29 protein-coding genes, 1 tRNA gene and 1 pseudogene are annotated in these 25,886 nt (G+C 66.2%); 4 read left to right on the top strand and 27 right to left on the bottom strand.

Translation table 11 applies throughout. The annotated features are described in order from the left end of the window. Positions 1-143: 143 nt before the first annotated feature. The 12 genes and pseudogenes from rnc to APAU_RS06110 form a co-directional block, all read right to left on the bottom strand. Positions 144-842: a ribonuclease III gene (gene rnc, locus APAU_RS06165; protein ID WP_006300865.1), complete on the bottom strand. Its 699-nt coding sequence runs from the start codon at positions 840-842 to the stop codon at positions 144-146. A gap of 19 nt (positions 843-861) precedes the next feature. Beyond that, entirely contained in the window at positions 862-2,100 is a 1,239-nt protein-coding gene (fabF, locus tag APAU_RS06160) for a beta-ketoacyl-ACP synthase II (RefSeq protein ID WP_006300864.1), read from the bottom strand. Positions 2,101-2,252: 152 nt separating this feature from the next. Next, a complete protein-coding gene (gene acpP / locus APAU_RS06155) occupies positions 2,253-2,504 on the bottom strand; it encodes an acyl carrier protein (protein ID WP_006300863.1) in 252 nt (83 codons plus the stop codon). A gap of 28 nt (positions 2,505-2,532) precedes the next feature. Then, positions 2,533-3,276, bottom strand: a complete 744-nt coding sequence (gene fabG, locus APAU_RS06150) for a 3-oxoacyl-ACP reductase FabG (RefSeq protein ID WP_006300862.1) — start codon at positions 3,274-3,276, stop codon at positions 2,533-2,535. 1 nt (position 3,277) lies between these two features. Continuing rightward, positions 3,278-4,225 (bottom strand): ACP S-malonyltransferase, encoded by a 948-nt coding sequence (gene fabD, locus APAU_RS06145; protein WP_006300861.1) that lies wholly within the window; start codon positions 4,223-4,225, stop codon positions 3,278-3,280. Further along, on the bottom strand, positions 4,222-5,202 hold the full coding sequence (gene fabK, locus APAU_RS06140) for an enoyl-[acyl-carrier-protein] reductase FabK (RefSeq protein ID WP_040344942.1): 981 nt from the start codon (positions 5,200-5,202) through the stop codon (positions 4,222-4,224). The genes fabD and fabK overlap by 4 nt, the downstream gene beginning before the upstream one ends. 19 nt (positions 5,203-5,221) lie before the next feature. Beyond that, positions 5,222-6,220: a beta-ketoacyl-ACP synthase III gene (locus APAU_RS06135; RefSeq protein WP_006300859.1), complete on the bottom strand. Its 999-nt coding sequence runs from the start codon at positions 6,218-6,220 to the stop codon at positions 5,222-5,224. Beyond that, positions 6,221-7,222 (bottom strand): phosphate acyltransferase PlsX, encoded by a 1,002-nt coding sequence (gene plsX / locus APAU_RS06130; RefSeq protein WP_006300858.1) that lies wholly within the window; start codon positions 7,220-7,222, stop codon positions 6,221-6,223. A 14-nt stretch (positions 7,223-7,236) separates the two neighbouring features. Beyond that, positions 7,237-7,840 (bottom strand): annotated as a pseudogene (gene fapR, locus APAU_RS06125) (transcription factor FapR). Between the two features lie 119 nt (positions 7,841-7,959). Next, positions 7,960-8,178 carry a 50S ribosomal protein L32 gene (gene rpmF, locus APAU_RS06120; protein WP_006300857.1) on the bottom strand — a complete coding sequence of 73 codons (219 nt, stop codon included), beginning with the start codon at positions 8,176-8,178 and terminating at the stop codon, positions 7,960-7,962. Next, entirely contained in the window at positions 8,179-8,781 is a 603-nt protein-coding gene (locus APAU_RS06115) for a YceD family protein (protein WP_006300856.1), read from the bottom strand. A gap of 16 nt (positions 8,782-8,797) precedes the next feature. Next, positions 8,798-9,994, bottom strand: coding sequence for an acetate/propionate family kinase (locus APAU_RS06110; RefSeq protein WP_006300855.1), 1,197 nt, complete (start codon positions 9,992-9,994; stop codon positions 8,798-8,800). An 86-nt stretch (positions 9,995-10,080) separates the two neighbouring features. Here APAU_RS06110 and APAU_RS06105 point away from each other — a divergent pair, with 86 nt between their 5' ends. Beyond that, a complete protein-coding gene (locus APAU_RS06105) occupies positions 10,081-11,301 on the top strand; it encodes a tRNA(Met) cytidine acetate ligase (protein WP_006300854.1) in 1,221 nt (406 codons plus the stop codon). On the opposite strand, the gene coaD is transcribed toward APAU_RS06105, so the two are convergent. Then, positions 11,285-11,785, bottom strand: coding sequence for a pantetheine-phosphate adenylyltransferase (gene coaD / locus APAU_RS06100; RefSeq protein WP_006300853.1), 501 nt, complete (start codon positions 11,783-11,785; stop codon positions 11,285-11,287). The genes APAU_RS06105 and coaD overlap by 17 nt on opposite strands. A gap of 23 nt (positions 11,786-11,808) precedes the next feature. Beyond that, complete coding sequence (locus tag APAU_RS06095) at positions 11,809-12,285, bottom strand: RsmD family RNA methyltransferase (RefSeq protein ID WP_040344939.1); 477 nt, start codon at positions 12,283-12,285, stop codon at positions 11,809-11,811. Positions 12,286-12,386: 101 nt separating this feature from the next. Here APAU_RS06095 and APAU_RS06090 point away from each other — a divergent pair, with 101 nt between their 5' ends. Then, on the top strand, positions 12,387-13,562 hold the full coding sequence (locus tag APAU_RS06090) for an MFS transporter (protein WP_006300851.1): 1,176 nt from the start codon (positions 12,387-12,389) through the stop codon (positions 13,560-13,562). On the opposite strand, the gene trmB is transcribed toward APAU_RS06090, so the two are convergent. Continuing rightward, positions 13,559-14,515, bottom strand: coding sequence for a tRNA (guanosine(46)-N7)-methyltransferase TrmB (gene trmB / locus APAU_RS06085; RefSeq protein ID WP_006300850.1), 957 nt, complete (start codon positions 14,513-14,515; stop codon positions 13,559-13,561). The genes APAU_RS06090 and trmB overlap by 4 nt on opposite strands. A gap of 200 nt (positions 14,516-14,715) precedes the next feature. On the opposite strand from trmB, the gene APAU_RS06080 reads away from it, so the two are divergent. After that, positions 14,716-14,793, top strand: a tRNA-Pro gene (locus APAU_RS06080). Positions 14,794-14,920: 127 nt separating this feature from the next. Then, complete coding sequence (rsmA, locus tag APAU_RS06075) at positions 14,921-15,784, top strand: 16S rRNA (adenine(1518)-N(6)/adenine(1519)-N(6))-dimethyltransferase RsmA (RefSeq protein WP_006300849.1); 864 nt, start codon at positions 14,921-14,923, stop codon at positions 15,782-15,784. Between the two features lie 35 nt (positions 15,785-15,819). Here the strand turns inward: rsmA and APAU_RS06070 are convergent, their stop codons facing one another. From APAU_RS06070 to APAU_RS06015, 12 genes are all read right to left on the bottom strand, one after another. Beyond that, positions 15,820-16,101, bottom strand: a complete 282-nt coding sequence (locus tag APAU_RS06070) for an HU family DNA-binding protein (protein WP_006300848.1) — start codon at positions 16,099-16,101, stop codon at positions 15,820-15,822. 108 nt (positions 16,102-16,209) lie between these two features. Further along, positions 16,210-17,553, bottom strand: coding sequence for a ribosome biogenesis GTPase Der (gene der, locus APAU_RS06065; RefSeq protein ID WP_006300847.1), 1,344 nt, complete (start codon positions 17,551-17,553; stop codon positions 16,210-16,212). A 28-nt stretch (positions 17,554-17,581) separates the two neighbouring features. After that, positions 17,582-19,405, bottom strand: coding sequence for a primosomal protein N' family DNA-binding protein (locus tag APAU_RS06060; RefSeq protein WP_040344938.1), 1,824 nt, complete (start codon positions 19,403-19,405; stop codon positions 17,582-17,584). Between the two features lie 9 nt (positions 19,406-19,414). Then, positions 19,415-20,626, bottom strand: a complete 1,212-nt coding sequence (coaBC, locus tag APAU_RS06055; RefSeq protein WP_006300845.1) for a bifunctional phosphopantothenoylcysteine decarboxylase/phosphopantothenate--cysteine ligase CoaBC — start codon at positions 20,624-20,626, stop codon at positions 19,415-19,417. Further along, positions 20,607-20,855, bottom strand: a complete 249-nt coding sequence (gene rpoZ / locus APAU_RS06050) for a DNA-directed RNA polymerase subunit omega (protein ID WP_006300844.1) — start codon at positions 20,853-20,855, stop codon at positions 20,607-20,609. The genes coaBC and rpoZ overlap by 20 nt, the downstream gene beginning before the upstream one ends. Beyond that, positions 20,852-21,436: a guanylate kinase gene (gene gmk, locus APAU_RS06045; protein WP_006300843.1), complete on the bottom strand. Its 585-nt coding sequence runs from the start codon at positions 21,434-21,436 to the stop codon at positions 20,852-20,854. Before gmk ends, rpoZ begins: the two co-directional genes overlap by 4 nt. After that, complete coding sequence (locus APAU_RS06040) at positions 21,429-21,689, bottom strand: DUF370 domain-containing protein (protein ID WP_006300842.1); 261 nt, start codon at positions 21,687-21,689, stop codon at positions 21,429-21,431. Before APAU_RS06040 ends, gmk begins: the two co-directional genes overlap by 8 nt. A gap of 10 nt (positions 21,690-21,699) precedes the next feature. After that, the gene (locus APAU_RS06035) at positions 21,700-22,587 is read right to left on the bottom strand and encodes a YicC/YloC family endoribonuclease (protein ID WP_006300841.1); all 888 of its coding nucleotides are present in this window, start codon (positions 22,585-22,587) and stop codon (positions 21,700-21,702) included. Then, positions 22,572-23,714, bottom strand: a complete 1,143-nt coding sequence (gene hflX / locus APAU_RS06030; RefSeq protein WP_006300840.1) for a GTPase HflX — start codon at positions 23,712-23,714, stop codon at positions 22,572-22,574. Before hflX ends, APAU_RS06035 begins: the two co-directional genes overlap by 16 nt. Then, positions 23,711-24,358 (bottom strand): lysophospholipid acyltransferase family protein, encoded by a 648-nt coding sequence (locus APAU_RS06025; RefSeq protein WP_040345747.1) that lies wholly within the window; start codon positions 24,356-24,358, stop codon positions 23,711-23,713. The genes hflX and APAU_RS06025 overlap by 4 nt, the downstream gene beginning before the upstream one ends. Then, positions 24,348-25,019: a (d)CMP kinase gene (gene cmk, locus APAU_RS06020; protein ID WP_006300838.1), complete on the bottom strand. Its 672-nt coding sequence runs from the start codon at positions 25,017-25,019 to the stop codon at positions 24,348-24,350. The genes APAU_RS06025 and cmk overlap by 11 nt, the downstream gene beginning before the upstream one ends. Then, a complete protein-coding gene (locus APAU_RS06015; protein WP_232207774.1) occupies positions 25,016-25,876 on the bottom strand; it encodes an HDOD domain-containing protein in 861 nt (286 codons plus the stop codon). The genes cmk and APAU_RS06015 overlap by 4 nt, the downstream gene beginning before the upstream one ends. Between the last annotated feature and the right edge of the window lie 10 nt (positions 25,877-25,886).

The following is a 25,886-nucleotide window of genomic DNA, read 5'->3' as shown; positions in this document are numbered from 1 at the left end:
TCCCGAGCACAAAAAAGGGAACCCGCACGAGTGCAGGTTCCCGGATGATCGGTTCACGCAGACGCTATTCCTCTTCATGGACTCTCCTCCTCCCTTTCGGGCCTCACGGGACCCGTTTCAAGGGTGGTGCTTCGTAGGAGAGTCTACCCCTCTTCCCCCGATAATGCAACCGGTTGCATGGATTCCAGGGCGCGGTTTGCCGCACACCGCTCCGCCTCCCGCAGGGAGCGCCCCTCCCCGCTGGCCAGGACCTGCTCCCCGCAGGAAACCTCCACCACGAACCAGCGCTCGTGGGGAGGGCCGGACTGCTCCCTCAGTTCGTAACGGGGGCAAGGGTGCCCCTGTCCCTGGAGAACCTCCTGAAGGCGAGACTTGGGGTCCTTCCCCTCTTCCAGAACCTCCGGGAGGGGAAGGGGGTGGAGCACCTCTCTGACCGCGTCCAGTCCTCCGTCCAGGTAGATCGCCCCCAGCACCGCCTCGAAGGCGTCGGCCACCATGTTCTCGTTCGGCCCCCCTCTTCGGAAGCCCTTGCCCAGGAGAAGGCAGGCCGGGATACCCCAAAGCCGGCCCCACCGGGCCAGGTTGGGGGCGCAGACCAAGGCGGAGCGCCATCGGGTCAGGTCCCCCTCTTCCGCGTCCGGTCGTTCCCGGTAGAGCCTCTCGGAGACGCACAGCTCCAGCACCGCGTCCCCCAGGAATTCGAGCCGTTCGTTGCAACGGGAAAGCCCCGACTCGTTCGCGAAGGACGCGTGAGTCAGGGCTTCCGTCAGAAGCTCTTGTCTGTGGAAACGGTACCGAAGCGCTCGCCCCAGGAAGGCGGGGGGTTGGATCCCCTTCGTCATCCCCTCCCGGCTCTCCCCTCTATCCTTCGTAACGCTGGAGGGCCAGCACTCCGTTGTGGCCCCCGAAGCCGAAATTGTTCACCAGCATGGTCCGCACGGCCCTGCGCACCGGCTGGGCAGCCACCACGGGGATGGGACACTCCGGATCGGGGTTCTCGTAGTTGATGGTGGGGTGCACCAGATCCTCGGCGAAGGACTGCAGGGCCGCAATGGTCTCCAGCGCCCCCGCCGCCCCCAGGGCATGGCCGATCATGGACTTGGTGGAGTGGACCAGGAGCTTGTCCGCGTGGTCCCCGAACAGCCCTCGCAGGGCGGCGCTTTCCATCTTGTCGTTCAGGGGCGTGGAGGTACCGTGGGCGTTGATGAGTTCCACGTCCTCCAGCTTCCATCCGGACTTGCGCACCGCCATGGCCATGGCCCTTTTGGGACCGTCCCCTTCCGGATCCGGGGCGGTGATGTGGTAGGCGTCGCAGGAAAGGCCGTACCCCGTGACCTCCCCGTAGATGGGGGCGCCGCGTCGAAGGGCATGCTCCAGTTCCTCGAACACCAGGACCCCCGCGCCCTCCCCCATGACGAATCCGTCCCGCTCCAGGTCGAAGGGGCGAGAGGCCCGTCCGGGCTCGTCGTTACGGGTGGAGAGAGCCTTCAGGGAGGCGAAACCCGCCACGGCGATGGGGGTGATGGCAGCCTCGGCCCCCCCGGTGAGGATGATGTCCGCGTCTTCCCGCAGGATGCACTGGTACGCCTCCCCCATGCTGTGGGTGGCGGAAGCGCAGGCGGTGACCACCGCCATGTTGGGTCCCTTGGCCCCGTAGCGGATGGCCACGTAGGCGGCGGGCATGTTGCTGAGCATCATGGGGATGAAGAAGGGGCTCACCCGCGAAGGTCCCTTGTCGCGGAGAATCCCGTAGTTTTCATGGGTGGTGGTGATGCCCCCCTCGCCGCTTCCCAGGTAGACTCCGAAGCGGTGGGGGTCCAGGGCGGACACGTCCAGACGGGCATCCCGGACGGCCATCTCCGCGGCGGCGGAGGCAAAATGGATGACCCGGTCGGCTCGTCGGGCCTCCTTCTTGTCCATCCAGTCCTCGGGGTTGAAGTCCTTCACCTCCGCGGCGATGCGCACGCTGTAGCCCTCCGGGTCAAAGAGGGAAATGGGGCCGGCACCGCTGCGGCCCTCGGAGAGGGCCCGCCAATAGGTCTCGCGTCCCTGTCCGATGGGGCTGACGACTCCGAGGCCCGTGACGACGACTCTTCTCAAACCAGGTCACTCCCTTGTCTTGAGGGTTTTCCGCAAGCCGAACGCTTCGTCTGCGGGAAGGTGCTCCCCTTCCCGAGGGCAATCCGTTCGGGTCGGGTGCCGATGAAGAGGGGGGACGGATGACCATCCCCCCCGATGTGCCCAGAAAACATCTATTCCTCGATCCCGAGCTTGTTCTTCACGTAGTTGATCGCGTCGCCGACGCTGGTGAGCTTCTCCGCGTCCTCGTCAGGGATCTCGATGTCGAACTCTTCCTCGATGCCCATGATCAGCTCCACGATGTCCAGGGAATCCGCGCCCAGATCCTCCACGAAGGACGCCTCGGGCTTGATCTGCTCTTCTTCGACGTTCAGTCGGTCCACCACGATTTCCTTCAAACGAGACATGACTTCTTCCATCTGCATTGGCCGTTCACCTCCTTCCAGGATCGGTCTACATGGTCATGCCGCCGTCGACGGCAAGAACCTGACCCGTGATGTACCCCGTTTCCTCCGAAGCCAGGAACGCAACGGCGCGGGCCACGTCCTCTCCCGTCCCCGGCCGCCCCATGGGGATCTGACCCAGGAGGGCCGTGCGGGCCGCCTCCGGGAGCGCCCGGGTCATGTCCGTATCAATATACCCCGGCGCCACCACATTGGAAGTGATTCCCCGGGAGGCCACCTCCCGAGCGACGCTCTTCGAGAAGCCCAAAAGGCCCGCCTTGGCCGCTGCGTAGTTGCACTGCCCCGGATTGCCCACCAGCGCCACCACGGAGCTGATCGTCACGATGCGCCCCCACCGGGCCTTCATCATGTTCCGAAGGGCCTGTTTCGTGCAGAGGTACACGGAAGTCAGATTGGTGCGCAGGACCTCCTCCCAGTCCTCTTCCTTCATCCGAACCAGGAGGTTGTCCCGGGTGATCCCGGCGTTGTTCACCAGGACTTCCACGGGACCCAGCCGGGATTCCACGCTCTCGAAAAGGCCCTTCACCGCGCCGGCATCCCCCGCGTCCCCCTTGAAGGCCTCCGCCTCGCAGCCCAACTCGCGAAGCCGTTCCACCACCTCAAGGGCGGCATCCCGGGAGCGCTGGTAGTTCACCCCGACCCGGCACCCCATTCGCCCCAGTTCCAGGGCGATGGACCGTCCGATTCCCCGTCCCGCTCCGGTCACCAGGGCAACTCGGGAAGGCGAGGTCATTCTAGAGACCTCCTTCGAGGAATGCAAGCAACCCGGGCACGTCCTCGGGCTTGCTCACCGAAAGGGTCTTCGTGCCCTTGACGCAGCGCTTCGCCAGACCGGAGAGCACGTTCCCCGGACCGATCTCCACAAAGGCCTGGACCCCCTGGTCCGCCATGGCCCGAACCTCCTCCGCCCAAAGCACGGGGGAGTAGGTCTGGGCGTAGAGGGCCTTGCGGATGGAGAGGACGTCGGTCTTGGGAGCCGCATCCACGTTGGCCAGGACGGGCCAGCGGGGGGGGCTCCACAGGGCGCCTTCAAAGGCCCTCTCCAGCTCCTCCGCCACGGGACGCATGAGGGCACAGTGGAAGGGGGCGCTCACCTTCAGGGGGATGACCTTTGCCGCCCCCCGTTCCTTGGCCAGCTCCTGAGCCCGTTCCACCGCCTGAACCTGCCCGGAGAGGACGATCTGTCCCGGGGCGTTGTAGTTTGCCAGCTCACAGACCCCCAAGGCAGAGACCTCGGCGCAAACCTCCCGGATCGCTTCCGCGTCCAGGCCCAGCACCGCCGCCATGGATCCCTCACCCAGGGGCACGGCGTGCTGCATCCGGTCTCCCCGCAGGTGGACCAGGCGGGCGCCGTCCTGGACGGAGAGGGTTCCCGCCGCCACCAGGGCGGTGTATTCCCCCAGGCTGTGCCCCGCCACGAAGGCGGGTTCCAGAGAAAGGTTCCACTCTTCCCGCAGGGCCTCCAGGATGGCGATGGAAACCGTGAGGATCGCGGGCTGGGTGAGGGCGGTCTTACGAAGCTCCTCCTCCGGCCCCTGGAAGATCACGCGGGAGAGGGAAAAGCCCAGGGCTTCGTCCACCTCGTCGAAAACCCGTCTCGCCGCGGGGCAGGCGTCGTAGAATCCCCTGCCCATACCCACTTCTTGCGCTCCCTGTCCGGGAAAGACCAGAGCATAGGTCAACGCGGGACCTCCTTCCCCAACTGCTGCAACGGGTTCTCCAGGGAACCGAGACGTCCGCAGGCCGCTGCGGCCTCCTCGAAGAGCCGCCGAACCAGGACCGCCGCGGGGGCGATCTCCCGGATCATGCCGGCGCACTGGCCGGACATGACGGACCCCCACTCCACGTCCCCGTCCATCACTGCGGCCCGGAGCTTTCCGGATCCCAGGGCTTCCACTTCCTCCACCGAGGCACCGGAACGCTCCAGTTCGTCGAAACGGTGGGTGAGTTTGTTCTTCAGGCTCCGCACCGGGTGCCCCGTGGATCGGCCCGTCACCACAGTGCTCCGATCCGAGGCCTTCAGAATCATCTCCTTGTAGCGGGGATGGGCGTGGCACTCCTCGGCACAGACGAACCGCGTGCCCACCTGGACCCCCTCAGCCCCCAAGGCGAAGGCCGCCGCGATCCCTCGCCCGTCGGCGATGCCCCCGGCGGCGATGACGGGGATGGATACCGCGTCCACCACCTGGGGCACCAGGGCGAAGGTGGTGATCTCTCCGATATGTCCCCCCGACTCCAGCCCCTCGGCGATCACCGCATCCGCCCCCTGCTTGGCCACCCGCTCCGCGTGGGCCACCGAGGCGATGACCGGGATCACCACCGTGCCAAGGGGTTTGAGCCGCTCGATGACCTTGCCGGGCATCCCCGCGCCGGTGGTGACCACCGGGACCCGGTGCTCCGCCGCCAATTCGATGGCCTCGTTCGCCGTGGGAGAAAGGAGCATGATGTTCACCCCGAAGGGACGGGTCGTCAGCTGGCGGACCAGGCGAAGCTGCTGGTCCAGCAGGTCCGGGGGGACGTTGGCTGCGGCGATGATGCCCAGCCCGCCGCCGTTGCTCACCGCCGCAGCCAGACGGGCCTCCGCGACCCAGGCCATGCCGCCCTGAAAGAGGGGATAATGGATGCCCGTGAGTTGGGTGACGCGATTCCACTGCTGCACTGGCCCGATCACCTCGATCCTAGACTTCGAAGAGCACGGCGCCGTAGGTCATCCCCGCGCCGAAGCTCGTGACGATCACCTTCTGCCCCCGTCCGATGCGTCCGTCCTCCAGGGCCTCGTGCAGGGCGATCATAACCGACGCGGCGGAGGTGTTGCCATAGCGGTCCAGGTTCACCACCGCCTTCTCCGCCGGGACGCCGAACCGGCGAAGGACTCCCTCCATGATCCTCCAATTGGCCTGATGGAACACCCACCAGTCCACCGAGGAAGCCTCCACGTCCACGCTCTTGCAGAACTCCTCCAGGAAAGGCGGCAGCTCCCGGTTGACGAACTTGAAGACCTCATTGCCCTTCATGCGCACGAAGTGACGTCCGTCCCGGAGGGTCTCCTCCGAGGCGGGGTACTCCACCAGTCCGCCCTGGAAGGTGATCAGATCGTGCTTGGCCCCGTCCGCCCGGAGGGAGGCACCGAGAAAACGGCCCCGCCCCTCTTCCACCCGCCCCAGGACGGCGGCTCCCGCCCCGTCCCCGAAGAGGATGCAGGTGTTCCGGTCCGTCCAGTCGATCAGGCGGGAAAGGACCTCCGCCCCCACCACCAGCACGTTCCGGAAGAGACCTGCGGCGATGCCTGCAGAGGCAAAGGTCAGAGCGTACACGGACCCCGTGCAGCCTGACTGGATGTCCGAGGCCCCCGCCCTCTTCGCCCCCAGGCGACCTTGAAGCTTGGCGGCCACAGAGGGGAACAGGGTGTCGGGGGAGTTGGTCCCCACCAGGATCAGGTCCAGGTCCTCCGGGGCCACCCCCGCCGCAGACAGGGCCTTGCGGGAAGCTTCCTCCGCCAGGTCGGTGGTGACCGTTCCCTCTGCAGCCACGTGACGGGTACGGATGCCCGTACGCTCCACGATCCACTGGTCCGTGGTCTCCACCATCTTCTCCAGGTCCTGGTTGGTAAGGACCTTCTCGGGCAGGGCGATCCCCGTGCCCAAAAGTCCTACCGGCACTCCCTTCAGGAGAGACATTCACATTCCTCCCTTGGCAACTTCCTCCCGGATCGTCTCCACCCCTCGCTGAAGCACGAACTGGCGGGCAACCCGTAGGGCATTGTCGATGGCTCGGGCCTTGGAGCGCCCGTGGGCCTTGATGACCGTGCCTTCCACTCCCAGCAGGGGCGTTCCCCCCTGCTTCTCGTAGTCGAACCGGGTGTGGAGCTGTCGAAGCATGGGCCACATGAAGGCAAGACCGATCTTGGGCAGAAAGCTCCGCCGGATCTCCTCCTTCATGAGCCCGAAGACCCCTTCCCCCAGCCCCTCCCCAAACTTGAGGAGCACGTTGCCGGTGTAGCCGTCGCAGACCACCACGTCGGTCTTTCCCACCGGGACGTCCTTGCCCTCCACATAGCCCACGAAGTTCAGGGAGCTGGCCTTGAGGATCTCCCGAGCCTCGGAGATCACGTCGTCCCCCTTGATGTCCTCCTCCCCGTTGGAGAGCAGGGCCACGGAAGGCTCCGGGACCCCGGCGAGGCAGCGCATGTAGATGGACCCCATGAGGGCGAACTGCACCAGGTTCACGGGCTTGCAGCGCACCGTGGCCCCCACGTCGATGAGCAGGCTGGTCCGGGACAGGGAGAGGATGGGGACCCCCAGGCCGGGCCGGTCGATTCCGGCGATGCGCCCCAACACCAGCACCCCTCCGGCGACGATGGCCCCCGTGTTTCCCGCGGAGACGCAGCCCGCCGCCTCCTTTCCCCGTACCATGTCCAAGGCCAGGCGCAGGCTGGAGTTGCGCTTGCGCCGCATGGACACGGAGGGGGAATCCTCCATGGTGATGTATTCCTCGGTGTGCACCACGTGCAGCCGAGAACGCACGTTGGAAGAGACCTCCGCCAGCAGGGGTTCCAGACGTTTGCCGTCCCCCACCAGGGCGACTTCCAGATCCGGGAGGGATTCACAAGCCCGAACGGCCCCCCTGCAGGGTTCCTGAGGAGCCCGGTCGCCTCCCATGGCATCCAGAGCGAGAAGCATTCCTTGTAATCCCCCTAAAGACTCTCGTTTGAAGAAGAAACCCCTTCGATGGCCACCACGATGAACCGGCCCACGAAGACTTCCCGCTCCTGAACCCGGGTGCGGACGCTCACCACATACTTGTTCCCCTTGTGGATCCCCACCTTGGACCGGGCCACCAAGCGCTCCCCCACCAGGGCGGGGCTGCGGTATCGCAGACGGGCCGCACCGGTCACCACCATTTCCGCGGCGATGGTGGCCATGGCCAGGGTGGTGGCCTGGGCATAGAGGAAATGGTCCCACACTCGGTCGGTATGGCGAAACGCCATGTCCCGCGTGGTATCCAGAGATGGAGAGGGCCCACTGGTTGGGTTCCAGTTCCAGAAGCTCCCCCACCACTTCCTCCTGTCGGAGGGAGGTCAGGCGGCTCCCTGCCGCCTCCGCCATGGCCCGCATGCGCTCCCGAAGCTCCGGCACCCCCAGGACCGCTCGATCCAGGCGCACGGTGCTCACGCTGACGCGAAGCCGCTCCGCCAGCTCTTCGTCCGGGAGGAGCGGATTCGTGTCGATCAACTGTCGCAGCTTTTGGTGGCGAAGCTTCTTGCGGTCCGATCGCGTCGGGGCCCACTCCCTTGTGATCTGGTACTAAGAACTGTTCCGAACACATGGGGAGTATAAAAAGCCCGCGGGGCTTCGTCAAGAGAGCAAAAAAGGGGGGACCGGGTCGCCCCGATCCCCCCTTCAGTCAGGCAGGTCGCTCAGTTCGCGCCCTGATCCTTCTTCGCGGAAGCCTCTTCCTTTCCCGCAAGGACCTGCCGCCCCCGGTAGTAACCGCAAGCCGGGCAGGCCCGATAGGTCTGGATCGTCTCCCCGCAGTGGCTGCACGTGGTCATGGCAGGAGCCTCCAGGGCGCCCAGCCAGTGAGCCTTGCGGTTGTGGGTCCGGGCGTGGGATACACGCCGTTTCGGTGTGGCCATTCATTTTCCCTCCCTTCGCTGGAATTCCTCGTCTGCGTCCAAGGCCCGCCGAAGCGCTTCCAGCCTTGGATCCACGGAACCCTCCTCACACTGGCAGGACTGAACGTTCCGGTCCGCGCCACAATGCGGGCAGAGCCCCCGACAATCCTCTTTGCAGAGCACTCCCGAAGGGAGCGCGGTCACCAGAACCTCCCAGAACAGAGGCGCCAGCTCCACCCGATCCGCCCAGGCATCCAGCTCCTGCACATCCTCCTGCGGAGCGTCCTCGCCGTCTTCGTCCTCACTTTCCTGACGCCCCTCCGGACCCAGGCGAAAGGCGAACTCCCCCTCCCCCTCCATGGAGGCGGAGGCTGGGGCAAGGCATCGGGAGCAGGGTACCACGAGAACCCCCTTCATGCCCACCTCCACCAGAATCCTCTCCCCCTGCCGGGAGGCCCGGACCCGAAACGCCACGGGTTGGGGGAAACGGTAGTCCAGTCCCCAATGGGACAGGAGGGGGACTGGGAGGGAGAAAGCGTCCTCCAGGGGCTCCCCGTCCGCTTTCAGAGCGGGAACGTCGATCCGAAGGGCTTCCCAGGAAGAAGGCCAGGGGAGACCGATCAAGGCTTCGCCTTCTCCTTCAGCGCTTTCCCACCAGGTCCCGGGTGTCCCGGGCGATGACCAGTTCCTCGTTGGTGGGCACCACCAGGATCTTCACCTTGGAACCGGGGGCGCTGATTTCCGCCTCCTTGCCCCGCACCTGGTTCCGGGAGGGGTCGAAGTGGGCCCCCAGGAAACCCAGGCCCTCGGAGACCTTCTCCCGCAACAGGGAACTGTTCTCCCCGATCCCGGCGGTGAAGACCACCGCATCCAGGCCGCCCATGGCGGCGGCGTAGGACCCGATGTACTTGCGGATGCCGTAGCAGAGCATGTCGAAGGCCAGCTGAGCCCGCTCGTTGCCCTTCTCCGCCTCCTCCTCGATGTCCCGGAGGTCGCTGGAGAAGCCGGAGATGCCCTGAAGGCCGCTCTCCTTGTGGACGATGTGGCTGACCACCTTGGGGTCGTTCTCCTGCTCCATGAGGAAAAGCATCACCGAGGGATCCACGTTACCGCTTCGGGTTCCCATCAGAACTCCCTCCGCGGTTCCCAGGCCCATGCTGGTGTCCACGCACTTGCCCCCGTTCACGGCGGTGACGGAGCTGCCGTTGCCCAAATGGCAGGTGACGATCTTCAGTTCCCCCACGGGGCGACCCAAGATCTCCGCCGCCCGGTGGGCCACGTAGAAGTGGCTGGTGCCGTGGAAGCCGTAGCGACGCACCCGGTCTTTTTCATAGTAGTGGTAGGGAATCCCATAAACGAAAGCCCGAGGAGGCATGGTCTGGTGGAAGGCCGTGTCGAAGACCGCCACGCTGGGCAGGTCCGGGAGGGCGTCCATCATGGCCCGGATCCCCTGGAGGTTCGCGGGGTTGTGCAGGGGCGCCAGGTGGATGACCTCCTCGATGCCCTTGATGACGTCCGCGTCGATCCGCACAGAGGTGGTGAAGAGTTCCCCGCCGTGCACCACCCGGTGCCCCGCCGCGGAAAGCTCCGAGAGATCCCTCAACGCACCGTGGTTCGGATCCAGGAGGGCCTCCAGGACCAGCTTGATGGCCACCTTATGGTTCGGGATGTCCGTGTCCCGTACCACCGCATCCAACCCCGTGCGGACATGCTTGATCCGCGAACCGGCGATGCCGATGCGCTCCACCAACCCCTTGGCCAACACGGACTCGTCCTGCATGTTCATGAGCTGGTATTTCAAGGACGAACTGCCGCAGTTCAGAACCAGGATCTTCACGTCTCCACCAGCCTCCCTCAGCTTGACCGGCCCCCATCGGGCCCCTATGGTGTGAAACCACATCCTTCGGTGCGAGGTGACCGTCCATGGAGAACCCCGTGGTGGGGATCGTCGCGGAGTACAACCCTTTCCACCTGGGCCACGCCCACCACCTGAAGGCCACGAAGGCCCGCCTGCCCGGCGCGGCGGTGGTCGCCGTGCTGTCTTCCCACTTCGTCCAGCGGGGCGAACCAGCCTTCTTGGACAAGTGGACCCGAGCGGAAATGGCCCTTTCCGAGGGGGTCGACTTGGTCCTGGGGCTTCCCACGGCCTTCTCTTGCCACCAGGCGGGAATCTTCGCCGCAGGAGCCTTGGATGTCCTGTGGGGAACCGGACTGGTGACACACCTTTCCTTCGGCGTGGAAGACGACGGAGAGGATTCCATGGACACAATCGTGGGTATTCTAATGCACGAACCTCCCGGATTCAAGCAATCCCTGAGGAGGCATCTGGAGGAAGGGCATTCCTTCGTAGAGGCCCGAAGCCTGGCGCTGGAGGAATGGATCCCCGGGGCTGCGGCACGACTTCGTCGCCCCAACAACAACCTGGCCCTGGCCTACCGCCTCCATGCCCGACGGAAGGGCTATCCATTCCGTTTCCTTGCGGTCCCTCGCAAAGGAGCGGCCTACCACGACCCATCCTTTACGGAAGGCCTGCCCAGCGCCACGGCGATCCGCGCCCACTGGCTTCGGGGAGACCGAGCCCAGGCTTTGGAGGGGCTGCCTCCCCGGTCCGGGGCGTTGCTTGTCCGGGAAGCGGACCGAGGGCGGGTCTGTGGAGGCCCTCTACCCCTCTGGTGGGCCCTGTTGCGCCACATCCTGGACCGAAGCACCCCCGAAGAGCTGCGGGAGAGCGCCGAGATGGCCGAGGGGCTGGAGCACAAGCTCCTCAAGGAAGCCCGGGAAACCCGGGACTACGAACAGTTCCTCCAGAGGACCGTGAGCCGGCGCTACCCTCGCTCCCGCATCCAGAGGCTCTGCGTCCACCTGCTCCTTCGGCACGACCACTGGTTCAATCGGGCCACCCAAAGACTGGGGCCCTCCTGGATCTCCGTGCTGGGGGCCAACGGGCAGGGACGGAAGCTGCTGCGGCGGATGCGACAGACCGCCACCCTCCCCCTCTTCTCCCGGTTCGCCTGCCCCCCGGATCCCTACTCCCGGGGCATCCTGGCCCTGGAGGGTCGGGCCTCCCGCCTCTGGGAGAGCCTCGTCCCCGGAGGGGACCCGGAAAGGGAGCCCCGCAGCCGTCCCCTCATGACGGGTCCCTGATGTCCGGCGGGGGGATTCGTTCCCGAAGGCGCCGATAGACCCCCGGCGGCACCATGTCCTGTACGGACCCCCCAAAGTGGAAGACCTCCTTCACCCCCCGGCTGGAGAGGTAGGAGTACTGCGCATCGGTGACGATGAACAGGGTCTCGATCTCCGGAGCCAGCTGGCGGTTCATCTGAGCCAGCTGAAACTCGTACTCGAAGTCCGAGAGGGCCCGAAGCCCTCGGACGATGATCCGGCTCTGCTGGTGCCGCATGAAGTCCACCAGCAACCCCTCGAAGGCCGCCACCCGGACGTTGGGGAGGTGGCTCAGGGCCTCCCGAGCCATGATCTGCCGCTCCTCCACGCTGAAGGTGGCCCGTTTCTGGGGGTTGTGGAGCACCGCCACCACCAGCTCGTCAAAGGAAAAGGCCGCCCGCTCCGCAATGTAGAGGTGCCCGTTGGTAATGGGGTCAAAGGACCCCGGATAGACCGCCCGGATCATGGAACGCTCCTCCGATCCTCTCGCTATCGGAACAGGGTCAGCAGGGTCTCCCCGTAGACCCGGGTCTCGTAGGGCTTTTCCCAGCTGGAGGGGATGGATTCCCTCTTGCTGTGCTCCAGGATCATGCAGCCTCCGGGCGCCAGCAAGGAGGACGAGACCTCCCAGAGTTCCAGGAACTGCTTCACCCACCCCAAATGGTAGGGCGGGTCTGCGAACACCACGTCGTAGGTCTCCCCGGCCTGCACCATCATCGGCAGGGCCCGACGCACGTCCAGGGGGCGCACCTGAAACCCCTCCGGCGGGGCCATGCGGCTCAACAGGGTGCTTCTTCGCCGGTCCGACTCCACAGCCACCACCAACGCTCCTCGCTGGTGTGCTTCCAGGCCCACTTTTCCGGTCCCGGCGAAAAGGTCCAGAAACCTCGATCCTCCGAGATCCTGTCCCAGGATGTTGAACAGCGCCTGGACCACCTTTCCCGTGGTGGGACGGAGGCCCTTCAACCCCGGATACCAGAAGACGGAAGAACGCCCTCCATGGGCCCGATCTGTCTTCTCGATGGTACACTCTGGGGACCCTGAAGGGAAAGGAAGGTACATATCCCATGTCCAGCCATACCAACGCAGACGGCCGCCGGAGCCACAAGGGTCTTATGGTGCTTTCGGGCCTTCATTTCATCAACGATCTCCATGCTTCGTTCCTCCCCACTTTCCTGCCGCTTCTGATCCGCAACCTGTCCCTTACCCTGGGCGAGGCGGGAACCCTCAACGCCCTCTTCGGAGGCATCCATCTCATCGCCCAGCCCCTGGCGGGGCTCTGGGCGGATCGGTCCGCCCGATCCCTTCTGGTCTTCTGGGGACCGGTGCTCACCCTGTGGGGAGCCTGCCTCATCCCCCTGGCTCCCACTCTCCCCTTGGCCTTCCTAATCGTAGGCATCTTCAGCCTGGGCACCGCGGCGTTCCACCCCCAGGGACACGGGCTGGTGGGAGCCGTGGTCCCGGGAAACGAACTGGGAGGCGCCCTGGCGATCTTCGCCGCCGCAGGAACCCTGGGAGCGGCCTTGAGCCCTCTCTATGCCGTGGCCCTGTGGGATACTCCGGGACACCTGGGCCTCGTCGGGGTCTCGGCGGGCGCCCTGCTGATCCCTCTGCTGTGCCGGGGGATCTTTCCCCGGAGGACCCCCGGAGCGGGTTCTCAGCTCCCCCCGTTCAAGCAGTTCCTCCACGTGGGACGGCTGGTGGCCCCCATCCTGGCCCTAACCATCGCCCGAGACGCCACCTCCCAGGGGATCCGGGTCTTCCTGCCCCTCTGGGTCACCCTGCGAGGAGGGACCCTGGCCCAGGGAGGGACGCTGCTGTTCGCCTACACCCTGGGAGGCATGGCGGGAGGCATGGTGGCGGGGCGCCTCTCGGACCGGCTGGGCACCCGCCCCTTCCTCACCGGGAGCTTCGCCCTGGCCCCGGCTCTGCTGCTGGGAGGCCTTGTCACGCAGGGAGGAATTTCCTGGCTTCTCCTGGTTCTGGGGGGCGCGGTCCTGTCCTCCAGCTCCCCCGTGACCACCGCTCTTGCGCAGAAGACCACCCCGGAATCCCGGAGCACTGCCAGCTCCCTGGCCATGGGAGTTTCCTGGGGTCTGGCGAACTGGGTGACCTCCCCCCTAGGGCTTTTGGCGGACGCCTGGGGGCTCAACCAAGCCCTGATCTGCATCGCCCTGACCCCTTGGGCCTTCCTGGCCCTGAACCCCCTGGTCTCCCGGGTCTCTCGAGGCGCCCCTCGCTAGGCCTCCCGCGAGGCAGGCGAACCCAGGGCCCGGGAGGCTTCCTTCAGAGCCTCCTTCACCGCAGGGGTGCGGTAGGGCAAGGTGGTGGGGTCGGGCTTCACGGCAATCCGACCCCGGCTGGGGTAAAAACGCAGAAAGAAGTGCTGCTCGAAACCCTCGTCCACCGTGATGGCCAGGAGGATTCCCTCGCCTCCCGGAGACGTGAAGGCCTCGCGAAACACGAAGCGGTGGTCTCCCCGCCCTCCCTCCCGGTCCCGCAGCCCCTCCAGGATCGAGGCAAGACCCTGACCGCAGTTCGGCATGTCCATCTCAAGCGACTCCTCCTCGAAGCGGGGTTCGGGAGCGGGGACGCCACCGCCGGCCCACTCCACCTCCAGGGTGAAGGTGTCCCGGCCCTCCTCCTTCCATTTCCGCTCGTACTTCGTCAGGTACTCCCTCTGGGGATTGGTCCTCTCCTCCCGGAGGGAAAACCCCGGAAGAGCGGCGAAACACTCCCGGGCGGAACGAGCATACCAGTCCACGTCCGTGGCCAGGGAAAAAAAACCGCCTGGTTTGAGGAAACGAGACAAAAGGCCCGCAAACTCCGGGCTGGTGACCCGGCGGGAGGCGTGACGGTTCTTGGGCCAGGGACACGGGAAGTTCAGGATGACCCGATCCAGGGATGCCGGAGCGAAGCACAGGGGGATCAGGTGGCGGGCATCCCCCCAAAGCAGGCGGACGTTGGTGAGCCCGCAGGCCTGGACCCTTCGGGCAGCCTTGGTGACGCACCACTGGGAGACCTCGATCCCCACCACGGTGGCCCCCGGCTCGGCACGTCCCAGATGAGCCAGGAATTCCCCGTTCCCGAAGCCGATCTCCACGAACAGCCGTCCGTCCCCTCCGGGGACGACCCAGGACAGAGGCAGCGGGTGCCTCGCTCCGTCCACCACCACGTCTTGGAAAGCCCAGTACATGCACCCCATCCTTTCCCGTGCGCCCTCGCCGGGACGTCGCGGTTTCGTATTATCCCTGCCCGGGCGGGTCCGTTCAAGCGCTCGCTCTCAGGCTCCCGCATCCCGGGACACAGGAAGCCCCGACAGTGGCCTCCGTTGGGTGCTCTGGCAAGACCCCGCTTGACCGAACCGGGGAAGGAGGATAGAATAACACTCGCTTTCGGGATGTAGCGCAGCCTGGCTAGCGCACCTGCATGGGGTGCAGGTGGTCGGAGGTTCGAATCCTCTCATCCCGACCAGAAGGCAGAGCGGGGGTCTTGGACCCCCGCTTTTTCGTATGCCCTACCGGGGGCGGCGCCTCGCACCGTCCTTCGGGGTGAACCGCAGGAAGTTCTCCCCCCATCCTCACCCTTGGAGGTGCGCCCCATGGAAAATCCGACCCCCTTCGCCTGCAGAACCGAGATCGGCCAGAACTTCCTCGTGGACCCCAAGGTGGTGCGGGACCTGGTGGCAGCCGCGGCCCCTGACCCGGACACGGTGGTCCTGGAGGTGGGACCGGGGAAGGGCATCCTCACGGAGGCCCTCCTGGGTAGTCCCTGCCGGAAGGTCTTTTCCCTGGAGATCGACCGGCGCCTGGAGCCCTTCCTGGAGCCTCTGTTTGCCCGCTACGCCCCCAAGGGTACCCTCCTCTGGGGGGACGCCCTCCGGGTCACCTTCCAGGATCTGCTTCCCGAAATCCCCCATCTGGTGGCGGCCAACCTCCCCTACCACATCACCACCCCCCTGATCTGGAAGTTCCTGGAGGAACTGACGCCCCGGGGGACTCGAACCCTGGTGCTCATGGTGCAGCGGGAGGCCGCGTGGCGCCTCATGGCGCAGGAAGGGAGCCGAGATCGGACCCCCCTGGGGATCACCCTGCAGCGTATGGGTACCCTCCGGAAGGTCCGCGCCGTATCCCCCGGGGCTTTCCGCCCCATCCCCCAGGTGGCTTCCACCATCTTGGAGATCCGCATCCAGCGGGAACCGGACTTGGCCAACGATCCCTCTTGGCGCGCCTTCGTCCGGGGTTCCTTCGCCCAGCGGCGCAAGACCCTGGTGAACAACTGGATCGCCGGCTGGCGGCTCCCCCGGGAAGAGGCGGAAGGGAGGCTCGCCCCATTGGCCCTGCCTCGAACCGCTCGCCCGGAGGAGCTGACCCTTCCTCAGTGGATCCGTCTGGCCCAGGAACATGATTGGAGACGGGAAGGCGGACCGGCCCCGGAGGGACGGTCCGCCGAAAGGGAACGATGAAGGATGGTGTGGCGTAAGGATGAGCCAGGGAAGATCTACTTGTTGACGAGGTCTTTCAACGCCTTGCCGGCCCGGAACACGGGAACGTTCTTCGCGGGGATGTTGATGGTCTTCTTGGGGTCCTGGGGATTCCGCCCCTGGCGCGCCGCCCGCCTCTGAACCTCGAACGTCCCGAAGCCCACGACCTGAACCTTGTCTCCCTTGGCAAGAGCGCCTTGGACCGTTTCGAAGAGGGCGTCCACGATCTCCGCTGCCTTCTTCTTCGTCAGGTCTTCCACCGCCTTGGCCAGCTCATTCACCAGATCTGCCTTGGTCACCTTCCGTCACCTCCGAATTGGGATCATCGCCTAGGGCGAAGGTTTTGAATCAGCCCTGCTCTAGGCTATTTTCGATTATTACCGCCAAATCATGGACTGGTCAAGGGCTCAACCCCGTCCAGACCTGGAAGTTTCCTGATTTTCCCTGTCTCGGAACCAAATTCGCAGGGGGGTCCCCGAAAAATCGTCCAATTCCCGGAGCAATCGGTCCAGCCTTCGGATGAAGGGACGCTCCACCAGGCGCCGGTCGTTCACGAAAAAGAGGAACGTGGGAGGCACCGTCTCTGCCTGGGTGAGGTACAGGATCTTCAGGAAATGCCCCTTTCCGTCTCCCGGCATACGCTCGAACTCCAGGGTCTCCCGAACCAGCTTGTTGAGCACCGAGGTCTTCAGGTGCCTGCGTCGGTTCTCGTCCACCGTTTTCACGTACGGAAGCACCCGCTGCACCCCTCGCCCCGTCTTGGCGGAAAGGAACACCACCGGGGCGTGGCGCACCAAGGGCAGCTCCTCCCGAATCCGGTCCCGGATGCGATCTCCCAGATCCTCCGTCGGGGGTAGAAGGTCCCACTTGTTCACCCCCAGCACAAGCCCCTTCCCCCGATCCAGCACGTGGCCCACCAGTCGTTTGTCCTGCTCCGCCAGAAGCTCCTGGGCATCCAGGAGCACCACCGTCACGTCGGAACGGTCCACCGCCTGGAAGGTACGAACGGTGGAGTAGTACTCCAGAGCTCCGTCCACGCGGCTCTTCCGCCTCAGACCCGCCGTGTCCATGATCCGCAGGTTCATGCCCTTCCAGACCAGAAGGGAGTCCACCGTGTCCCGGGTGGTTCCGGGGATGTCGCTCACCAGGGTGCGCTCTTCCCCCAGCAGGCTGTTGAACAGGCTGGACTTGCCCACGTTGGGACGTCCCACCAAGGCAACCCGGACGGGCTCGTCGGGGCTGCGTTCCTCCGGCTCCGCCTCCGGCAGCAGCGCCGAGATCTCGTCCAGCAGGTCCCCCATGTTCCGGTTATGCTCCACACTCATGCCCAGCACGCAGGGGAACCCCAGGGCGTAGGCCTCCGCCAGGTTCTCGTCGCGCTTGTCGTTGTCCAGCTTGTTCATGGCCACCACCACAGGTTTCCCCGCCCGGCGCAGCCGGTCCGCGATGGCCTCGTCCCCGGGGGTCACCCCGTCCTTGCCGTCCAGGATGAACACCACCCCGTCGCTTTCCTCCAGGGCGATGCGCACCTGGTGTTCGATGGCTTTCTCGAAGGGGTGGGGAGAGGAGGCCTCAATGCCTCCCGTGTCCACCAGGTAGAACCGCTTCCCGTCCCATTCCGCCTCGCCGTACAGGCGGTCCCGGGTCACGCCGGGGATGTCGTCCACGATGGCCAGACGCTTGCCGATGAGGCGGTTGAACAGGGACGACTTCCCCACGTTGGGGCGTCCCACCAGTGCGATGATGGACATGACCGAACCCTCCTTTTGCCGTGCTCTTTCAATCGGTCCACAGGGTGATGCGGGGATGCAGCTGGGCGGGACGCTTCGGGGGAAGAAAACGTCCCAGCAGGGCAGGCACCCGGGCAGGCTGTTCCTCCCGGATCCAAAGGACATCGCTCCCCTCCTGCTCCATCCAGGAAGCTCCCGCCTCGTCCAAAGCAGCCTGGATGCGTTTTCTTTCCTCCGGCGGCGCCTCCACCTGCACCAGCACCCCGTAAGGGGGAAGACGAAGCTGGCGACGCTCTTCCAGCTCCTGCCTCCAGAAGGAGGACCACCCCCGAGACAACCCTCCCTGCCATCCCTTGCCCGCCATGCGGCTCTGCACCACCACGATGCGGGAATCCGCATCGATCCCCCGCCAACAGGACTCCCAGAGAAGCCGGTAGGCGCGGAAGCGGGCATCGTGCTCCTCCCGCAGGGATTCTCCGTCCGCCTCCACCCACCCGATCAGGCCTACCGGAGCCTGGTCGCAGATCTCCAGGGCTCCCCGGGTTCCCAGCAGCAGGACCCCTCCCCGGGCAAGTCGTCCCCTCCGTGCCGCCCGTTCCTTGGCGTGGAGGGGCAGGCTTGCGTCCTCCACGCTTCCGCCCCCCCGAGCGCCAAAAAACCGCCGTGCCTCGTCGAACAGGGACTCCAGGCCGGGGCGTCGCGCTTCGATCCACCCCCCCCCACAGCGGGGGCACCTTTCCGGGACGTCCTGGAGGGAACCGCAGGAGGGGCACCGCAGCCGATCCTCCCGTCTGTACCAGACCACGGGGACCCCACAGGCGGGGCAGGCCCAGGAGTGGCCGCACTCCCCGCAGAGAAGAGCCCCGGCGAAGCCCTTGCGGTCCAGGACCCAGAGGGCGTTGCCCCCTTGCCGTAACACCTCCTCCGTCCGGCGACGCAGGGTGGGGCTCACGGGAGACCGGGGAACGCCCGCTTCCTCCGGCACCGTCTTGAGGCTGTGCAGATCCACGAAGACCAGCCGTTTCCCCGGGGTGGTCCGTCCTTCCGGATCCTTGGAGGCACGGAGGAAGACTTTGGAGGAAGGGACCCGAGCGCCCAGGAAGAACGCCCCTCTTCGGACACGGCATCGCTCCCCCACCAGACTGCGGAGGGAAATGCGGGGATGACGCAGGGGCCGCCAGGCTTCGCTGCTCTCGTCGTCCAGGATCACCCGCCTTAGTCCCCTCAGGGGGAGAGTCGCCGCCCCTTGGGATCCGATCACGAGATCCCACCGCCCCTCCCGGGCCTCCTGCCAGAGAAGCCGCTGGTCTCGGGCGCGGGAAGGCCACAGGACCCAACGAAACTGCCGTTCCTCTCCTTCCAGGGAGGCGGCGAAACACTCTCCCTGAATCCTCTCGGGAAAAAGGAGCAGGGTCGGGGATACCTCTTCCTCCAGGATTCGGCGATACTCCTCCCACCGGGAACGGTCGGGACACCGGAGGACGCAGCGAGGCTCCAGGGAACCCGGAGGTTCCAGGGTTTCCGCCCCCCAAGGGCAGAGGGCTTCTCCCTCCAGAACCCACCGGGGAAAGAGCAGCTCCAGGAGGTTGCCTCCGGGGACGCCGAACTGTCGCCCCCCCCAGGCCACGAGGTGCCAGAGATCCGGCGGGATCGTGGGGCGAGGGTCCACCACCTCCAGCAGGGGCTTGCAGCGCCCCGGGGGAATCGAGGCTCCCTCCTCGGGGGAGCAGACGAAGCCCACCTTGGGACGTTCCGCCTTCCCATGTCCCAGAGGAGCCCGTACCCGAACCCCTTCCTCCAGAGGTTCCGGGGAGAGGTAGGAAAGGGGCCTCCACCAGGGCCCCGGGAAGAGAACCGGAACGAAACAGGACACGCCCTGCCCTCAGCGGTCGACTCGCAGCGCGATGTGATCCCAGAGACGGTCCGCCACCTCTTCCTTGCTTCCCGCAAGGACTCCCAGCTCCCCCTCCGGGGCGAAGAGCCGGACCTCATTCTCCTCCGAGCCGAACCCCACCCCGGGAGCGGAAACGTCGTTGGCGGCGATGAGGTCCAACCCCTTGGCGGCCAGCTTCTCCCGGGCATGGGCGGCCAGATCCTGGGTCTCCGCCGCAAAGCCCACCAACATCTGCCCGGGACGTTTGCGCGCCCCCAGGTCCGCGGCGATGTCCCGATTGGCCACCAGCTCCAGGGTCCAGCCTGTGCGCCCCCGGCGCTTGACCTTTTGGGGGTTGGGGGTCTCTGCCCGGTAGTCCCCCACCGCAGCGGCCTTGACGATGACGTCCCGATCCGCCAGGTCCATGCAGGCGGCGTGCATGTCCTGGGCGCTTTCCACGGGCACCCAGGTCACACCGGGAAGGGACCGATCCACCCCAGGACCGCAGACCACCGTCACCTCCGCCCCCCGGTACCAGGCGGTGCGGGCAATCTCCACCCCCATGCGACCGGTGCTGGGGTTGCTGAGAAAGCGGACCGGGTCCAGATACTCTCGAGTGGGACCCGCGGTGACCAGGACCCGCTTCCCCTGCAGGTCCCGCTTGGGGGACAGGGAACGCCAGGTCCACTCCGCCAGGACCTCCGTCCGGGGGAGTCGCCCCTTGCCCTCGTAGCCGCAGGCCAGGTCCCCCTCTTCCGGGTCCACCACCCCGTAGCCCCATCGGCGACAGGCTTCTCCCGCCTCCTGGGTGGCAGGGTGCTCCCACATGTGGACGTTCATGGCGGGGAAAAGGGTGACGGGGACACGGGTGGCCAGGAGGGCCGCCCCCAGAAGGGTTCCCGAATCCCCCCGGGCGGCCAGACCCAGGACGTGGGCGGTGCAGGGGGCCACCACCATCGCCTCCGCCCAGTCCGCCAGGGAGATGTGGGGGATGGAGAAGCCCTTTTCGGGGTCCAGGTAGTCCTCCTCCCTCCAGACCCGTCGGCCCGTGAAGGTGGAGAGCACCAGGGGGCTTACGAACCGCTCCGCCGCCTCGGTGAATAGGATCTCCACGTCGCAGCCCGCGTGCCGCCAATGGCGTACCAGGTCCGTCACCTTGTACGCCGAGATCCCCCCGGAAACCCCCAGGAGGATCCTTCGGTCAGTCTTCCACGACAACATGCCCGCTGCCGGGGGTCTTCGCCGGAGGCTCCAGGAAACGGAACTCCACGCGCCCCTCCTGGACGTCCCGCAGGGCTCGGGTGATGAACTTCTCTCCCGTGTCCTCCGCCACCAGACGCCCCTTCTGTTCGCTCAGCTGCCGGGCTCGGGCGGAGACCATGAGCGTCAGGATGTACTTGTTGGAGATGTTCCTTTCCCGGTAGATCTTCTCCAGGTCGCAAAAAATCATGGGGTACCCTCCTTCATTCGTTTCCCGCGGTAGAACTCCACGAGATGGGCCAGATCCTCCAGGGCCTCCTCCAGGTGGTCGTTCACCACCCGATGGTCGTAGGATCGGGCCTGTTCCATTTCCGCCTTCGCGTTCATGAGCCGAAGCCGCCGTTCTTCGGGGGCCTCGGTGCCCCGACAGGACAGGCGCCGCTCCAGCTCCTCCACCGACGGTGGGTCGATGAACAGGGTCACCGCCTCGGGGATCGCCTTCTTGACCTGAAGGGCCCCCTGAACGTCGATCTCCAGCACCACGTCCAACCCCCGCTCCAAGACCTCCCGCACGTCCGAGGCCCGGGTCCCGTAGAAGTGGTCGTGCACTTTGGCCCACTCCAGGAACCGTCCCTGCGCGATCATCTCCCGGAAGGCCTCCTCGGAGACGAAGTGGTACTCCACCCCTTCGGTCTCCCCGGGACGGGGCTGACGGGTGGTGCAGGAGACGGAATAGGCCAGCCCGGGGAGCCTCTGGAAGAGCAGCCTCCGCAGGGTGCCCTTCCCGGCGCCGCTGGGGCCGGAAAGGACGAAGAGAATCCCCCTACTCATCCCTTTCCTCCTCCCCCTCCCCCTCGAAACGGTGCGCCAAGGTCTCCGGATGCAGGGCGGAGAGGATCACATGCCCGCTGTCCATCACCAGAATAGCCCGGGTCTTGCGTCCCTGGGTGGCATCCACCAGCCGCCCCTCCTTGGCCGCCTCTTCCTTGAGCCTCTTGATGGGGGCGGAAGCCGGTCCGATGAGAGCCACGATGCGCTCCCCCACCACCAGGTTCCCGAAGCCGACGTGCACGAGCTTCACCATGGCGACGTCCTCACTCCAGGTTCTGGATCTGCTCGCGCACCCGCTCCAGGGCGGCCTTGGCCTCCACGGCCAGGGCGCGGATGGCCGCGTCGGCGACCTTCGAGTCCAGGGTGTTGGTCTCCCGGTTCAGCTCCTGGACGAGGAAATCCAGTTTCCGGCCGGAACCTTCCGCCTCCTGACCCAGCTTGCGGAACTGGGACAGGTGGCTGCGGATCCGAGCCAACTCCTCCGAGACGTCCCACCGATCCGCCAGGTAGGCCAGTTCCTGCATCCACCGGTGTTCGTCCGGGGCCACCCCGGCGGCGTCCAAAAGCTCGCGGATGCGCCCCTTGGTGGCTTCGTAGGCCTGGTCTCGGGAGGAGGCCCAGGTCTCGTCGATCCTCCGGATCCATCCCTCGTAGCTCTCCAGGTGCCCCAGGACCTCTCCCCAGAGGGCTGCCCCCTCGGTTCGACGCATGGCGTTCCAGGCGCCCAAGGCTTCCTGCAGGAGTCCCTCCAGCAGGGTTTCCAGGTCCTCCTGGGAGGTCTGCCCCTCCAGCAGGGGGACTTCCAGCACCCCGGGCATCCCCAGGAGACGGTCCAGGGCGATGTCCCCGCCCTCTCCGGTCTCCCGGCGCAGGGCGTCCAGTTCCCGGAAGAAATGGAGGAAGGCCTCCCGGTTCACCCGGCCCGCTTTGCGGGAGGCGGCCCAGAGGATCTCCAGCTTCCCCTGCACCTTTCCCCTCCGGAAGCCCTTCCGCAATCTCTGGTGAAACCAGGGCTCCCACGAGGCAAGCTCCCGAGGAAGCCGCACCGTGACCTCCTGGTAGCGGTGGTTGACGCTCCACAGTTCCAGGCTCAGGGATCCCCAATCCCTCTCCACCTGCGCCCTCCCATAGCCGGTCATGCTGGTGAACATGCCGGAATCCCTCCTTCCTCCCCCCCCGGTTCGGGGGGTCCCCCTCGGGGCTCGTCCAGGCGATTCTCCACCGCCTCCAAAAGAGCCTCCAGGCCTTCACCGGTGGAGGCGCTCCCGGAAACGATCCGTTCTCCCCGGGCTCGCAGGAGGGAAAGACAGTCCTCCGAGGCCTCCGCCGCCGAGAGGTCCGCCTTATTGAGGAGGACCACTCGGGGCACCTGCGCCGCCTCCAGGGCCTCCAGGGTTTCCAGCACCACCTCGTAGTGAGCCTCCACCTGCGGGTCCGCTCCGTCCAGAACCACCAGGATCAGGTCCGCATCCCGGGTCTCCTCCAGGGTGGCCCGAAAGGCCGCCACCAGCTGAGGGGGCAGGCGCCGGATGAATCCGACGGTGTCGGTGAAGAGGACCCTTTGCCCCGAAGGGAGAAGCACGCTTCGGGAGGTGGTGTCCAGGGTGGCGAAGAGCCGATCCGCCCCCTGGACCTTCGGATCTCCCGAAAGGCGCCGCAGCAGGGTGGTCTTCCCGCTGTTGGTGTACCCCACCAGGGCCACCAAACGCCGCCCTTCCTTACGGCGGCGCTCCCTTCGCTCCTTGCGCCGGCGGCGCACCTCCCGAAGCTTCTCCTCGATGGCTCCGATGCGCCGCTCAATCTTCCGCCGGTGTCGTTCGAACTCCGTTTCCCCCGGACCGCGGGTACCGATGCCCCCGCCGGGGCGGGACATCTGCCGTCCCAGCCCCTTGAGGAAGGGAATCTCGTAGCGATACGCGGCCAACTGCACCTGCCACTTCGCTTCCGCCGTCACCGCCCGAGCCTCGAAGATCTTCATGATCAAGTAGGGGCGGTCCCAGACCTCCAGCTTCGTCCTCTCTCCCAGGATGCGCCGCTGGGTAGGGGAGAGCTCCCCCTCCACCACCAGGATCCGCGCCCCCTGGGCCTGGGCGAAGAGGCGGATTTCCTCGGCCTTGCCCTGCCCGAGAAACCCGGACGGATCCGGGGCGGCGCGCTTCTGGAACACCGTCCCCGCCACCTCGTACCCCAGGTTGCCAAGAAGGGCCTCCAGCTCCAGAAGAGCCGGATCCCCTTCGGGGACCAGGGAAGCCAACACGGCTCTGCGGGGGGTGGTCATGGGCGAGGGAGGGACGCCAGGGTGCGAAGGGAGGATGCCAGCTCCTGAAGCAGCGCCGCTCGGGCTTCCCGCTCCGAAAGGCCCGCCTCCAGAAATGCCTCCGGGCGCAGGGGTGCCCCGAAGCGCACCTCAAGGGGGACGAAGCGGGGGAAGGACGCCCCGCGGGGAAACGCCTCGTAGGTGCCGGTGATCCACGCGGGCACCACGGGAACCCGAGCCTTGACGCTCAAAAAGGAGATGCCCCCCTCCAGGGGTTGCAGGGTGCCGTCGGGGGAGCGCGTTCCCTCGGGGAAGAGGAGCAGGCTCTTTCCCTCCTCCAGGAACCGCAGAAGCAATTTGAGCACCGTCCCTGCCTTCTGGCTGTCCTCCCGGCTCACCGGGCGCGCCCCCAGGGCGGCGATGAGTCGCCCCAAGACGGGCTTGCAGAACAGCTCCTCCTTGGCCAGGTAGTGAAGGGGGCGAGGAAAGGCGGAGCCGATCAGGGGAGGGTCCAGGTGACTCATGTGGTTCGAGGCCACCAGGACGGGATCGTCCTGAGGGATCTGGTCCAGCCCATGGATCCGCAGCCGAAAGAGGGTCTGAAACCCCAGGCGGCAGGATCCGCGGACCAGGGTGTAGAGAAAGGGATTCTGGCTAGTTCCCATGGGGGGCAACCCTACCCTCCACGGCGCGGCGGAGCCGATCCACCACCTCCGGAAGGGAAAGGTCGCTGGTGTCCACCACCAAAGCGCCTTCGTCCACCCGAAGAGGGGCGCACTCCCGGCTGGAGTCGATGCGATCCCGTTCCTCCACCTGCCGAAGGATCGCCTCGTAATCCGAGGTCTGCCCCGCGGCAAGGCGCTCCTCGTGGCGCCGCCGGGCTCGAACCTGGGGAGAGGCGGTCAGGTAGACCTTCACGTCCGCCCGGGGAAATACCACCGAAGCCATGTCCCGACCCTCCGCCACCAAGCCCTGTTCTGCCTGGCTTCGCTGCAGTTCCAGCAGCCCCCTGCGCACGGAGGGAAGGGCGGCATACAAGGAAACGATCCGGTCCACCGCTTCGGTCCGGATCGCCGCCGTCACGTCTTCTTGTCCCACCAGGACCCGTTCTCCCTCCAGGCGCACCCCCAGGGAGAGGACGCGAGACTCCAGGTCCGGCGTCTCCTCCGGGGGGACCTTCTGGCGCTGCAGCCAGTAGGCCACGGCACGGTAGAGGGCTCCCGTGTCCAGAAAGGGAAGCTCCAGCTCCCGGGCCAGCATCCTAGCGACGGTGCTCTTGCCCGCTCCCGCGGGACCATCGAGCACCACGATGGGGCGACGGATCATCCCGCATCCTCCAGGACCATCTCTTCGTCCACCTTGGCCATCAGATCCACCAGGTCGGACATGAGGACCTCCACGTCGGCAATGCCCAGCCGCTCCAGGCTCTCCGGGTGGATCTTGTACTGCAGACCGTCCGCTCCCAACCCCACCCCGAGCATGAGACAGAGGATGTTGGCCACGTGGATCACGTCCACGAAGACCTGGTGGGCCTTGGACTCCTCCGGAAGCTCCCAGGGGGAGTGGTGGTACCGGGCAGCAAGCATGTAGGTCTCCGGGAGATTCCACTGCTCCATGATGAGCCCCCCCACCTGGGCGTGGTCGAACCCCAGAACCTGACGCTCCGCGTCCATGAAGGGAACCTGGTCATCCTCCACCAGCTTGGCAATGATGCCGTAGCCGAAGCGGACGTAGTCGTTCAGGACGATTTTGCCGATGTCGTGGACCATCCCCGCCACGTAGGCCTCCTCGTCGTCCAGCCCCTTGATCTTCTTGGCCAGGTAGCGAGAGGCGAAGGCCACGCTCAAGGAGTGCTTCCAAAGCTCTCCCCGATCCAGGGCGTAGCCCGTGAAGGAACCGTCCATGAACTTGTAGACCGAGGCGGCCAGCACGATGCTCTTGACGGTCTTGAACCCCAGGAGGGAGATGGCCTCGGAGACGCCGGTGATCCTCCGGGGAAGGCCGTAGTAGGCCGAGTTGGCCAGACGAAGGATGCGCAACACCAGGCCTTCGTCCCGGGAGAGCTTGTCCGCCACGTCCTGGGCGCTGCTCTTGGGATCGTCGAGCTTCTTGAGGGTATCGATGACGAACTGCGGCAAAGAAGGTATGTCGTTGACGCGCTTGAGGACGCGCCTTTGGATCAAGTCGCGGGTT

Source organism: Aminomonas paucivorans DSM 12260 (genome assembly GCF_000165795.1).
Taxonomy (GTDB): domain Bacteria; phylum Synergistota; class Synergistia; order Synergistales; family Synergistaceae; genus Aminomonas; species Aminomonas paucivorans.
This window is presented reverse-complemented; position numbering and strand designations above follow the sequence as displayed.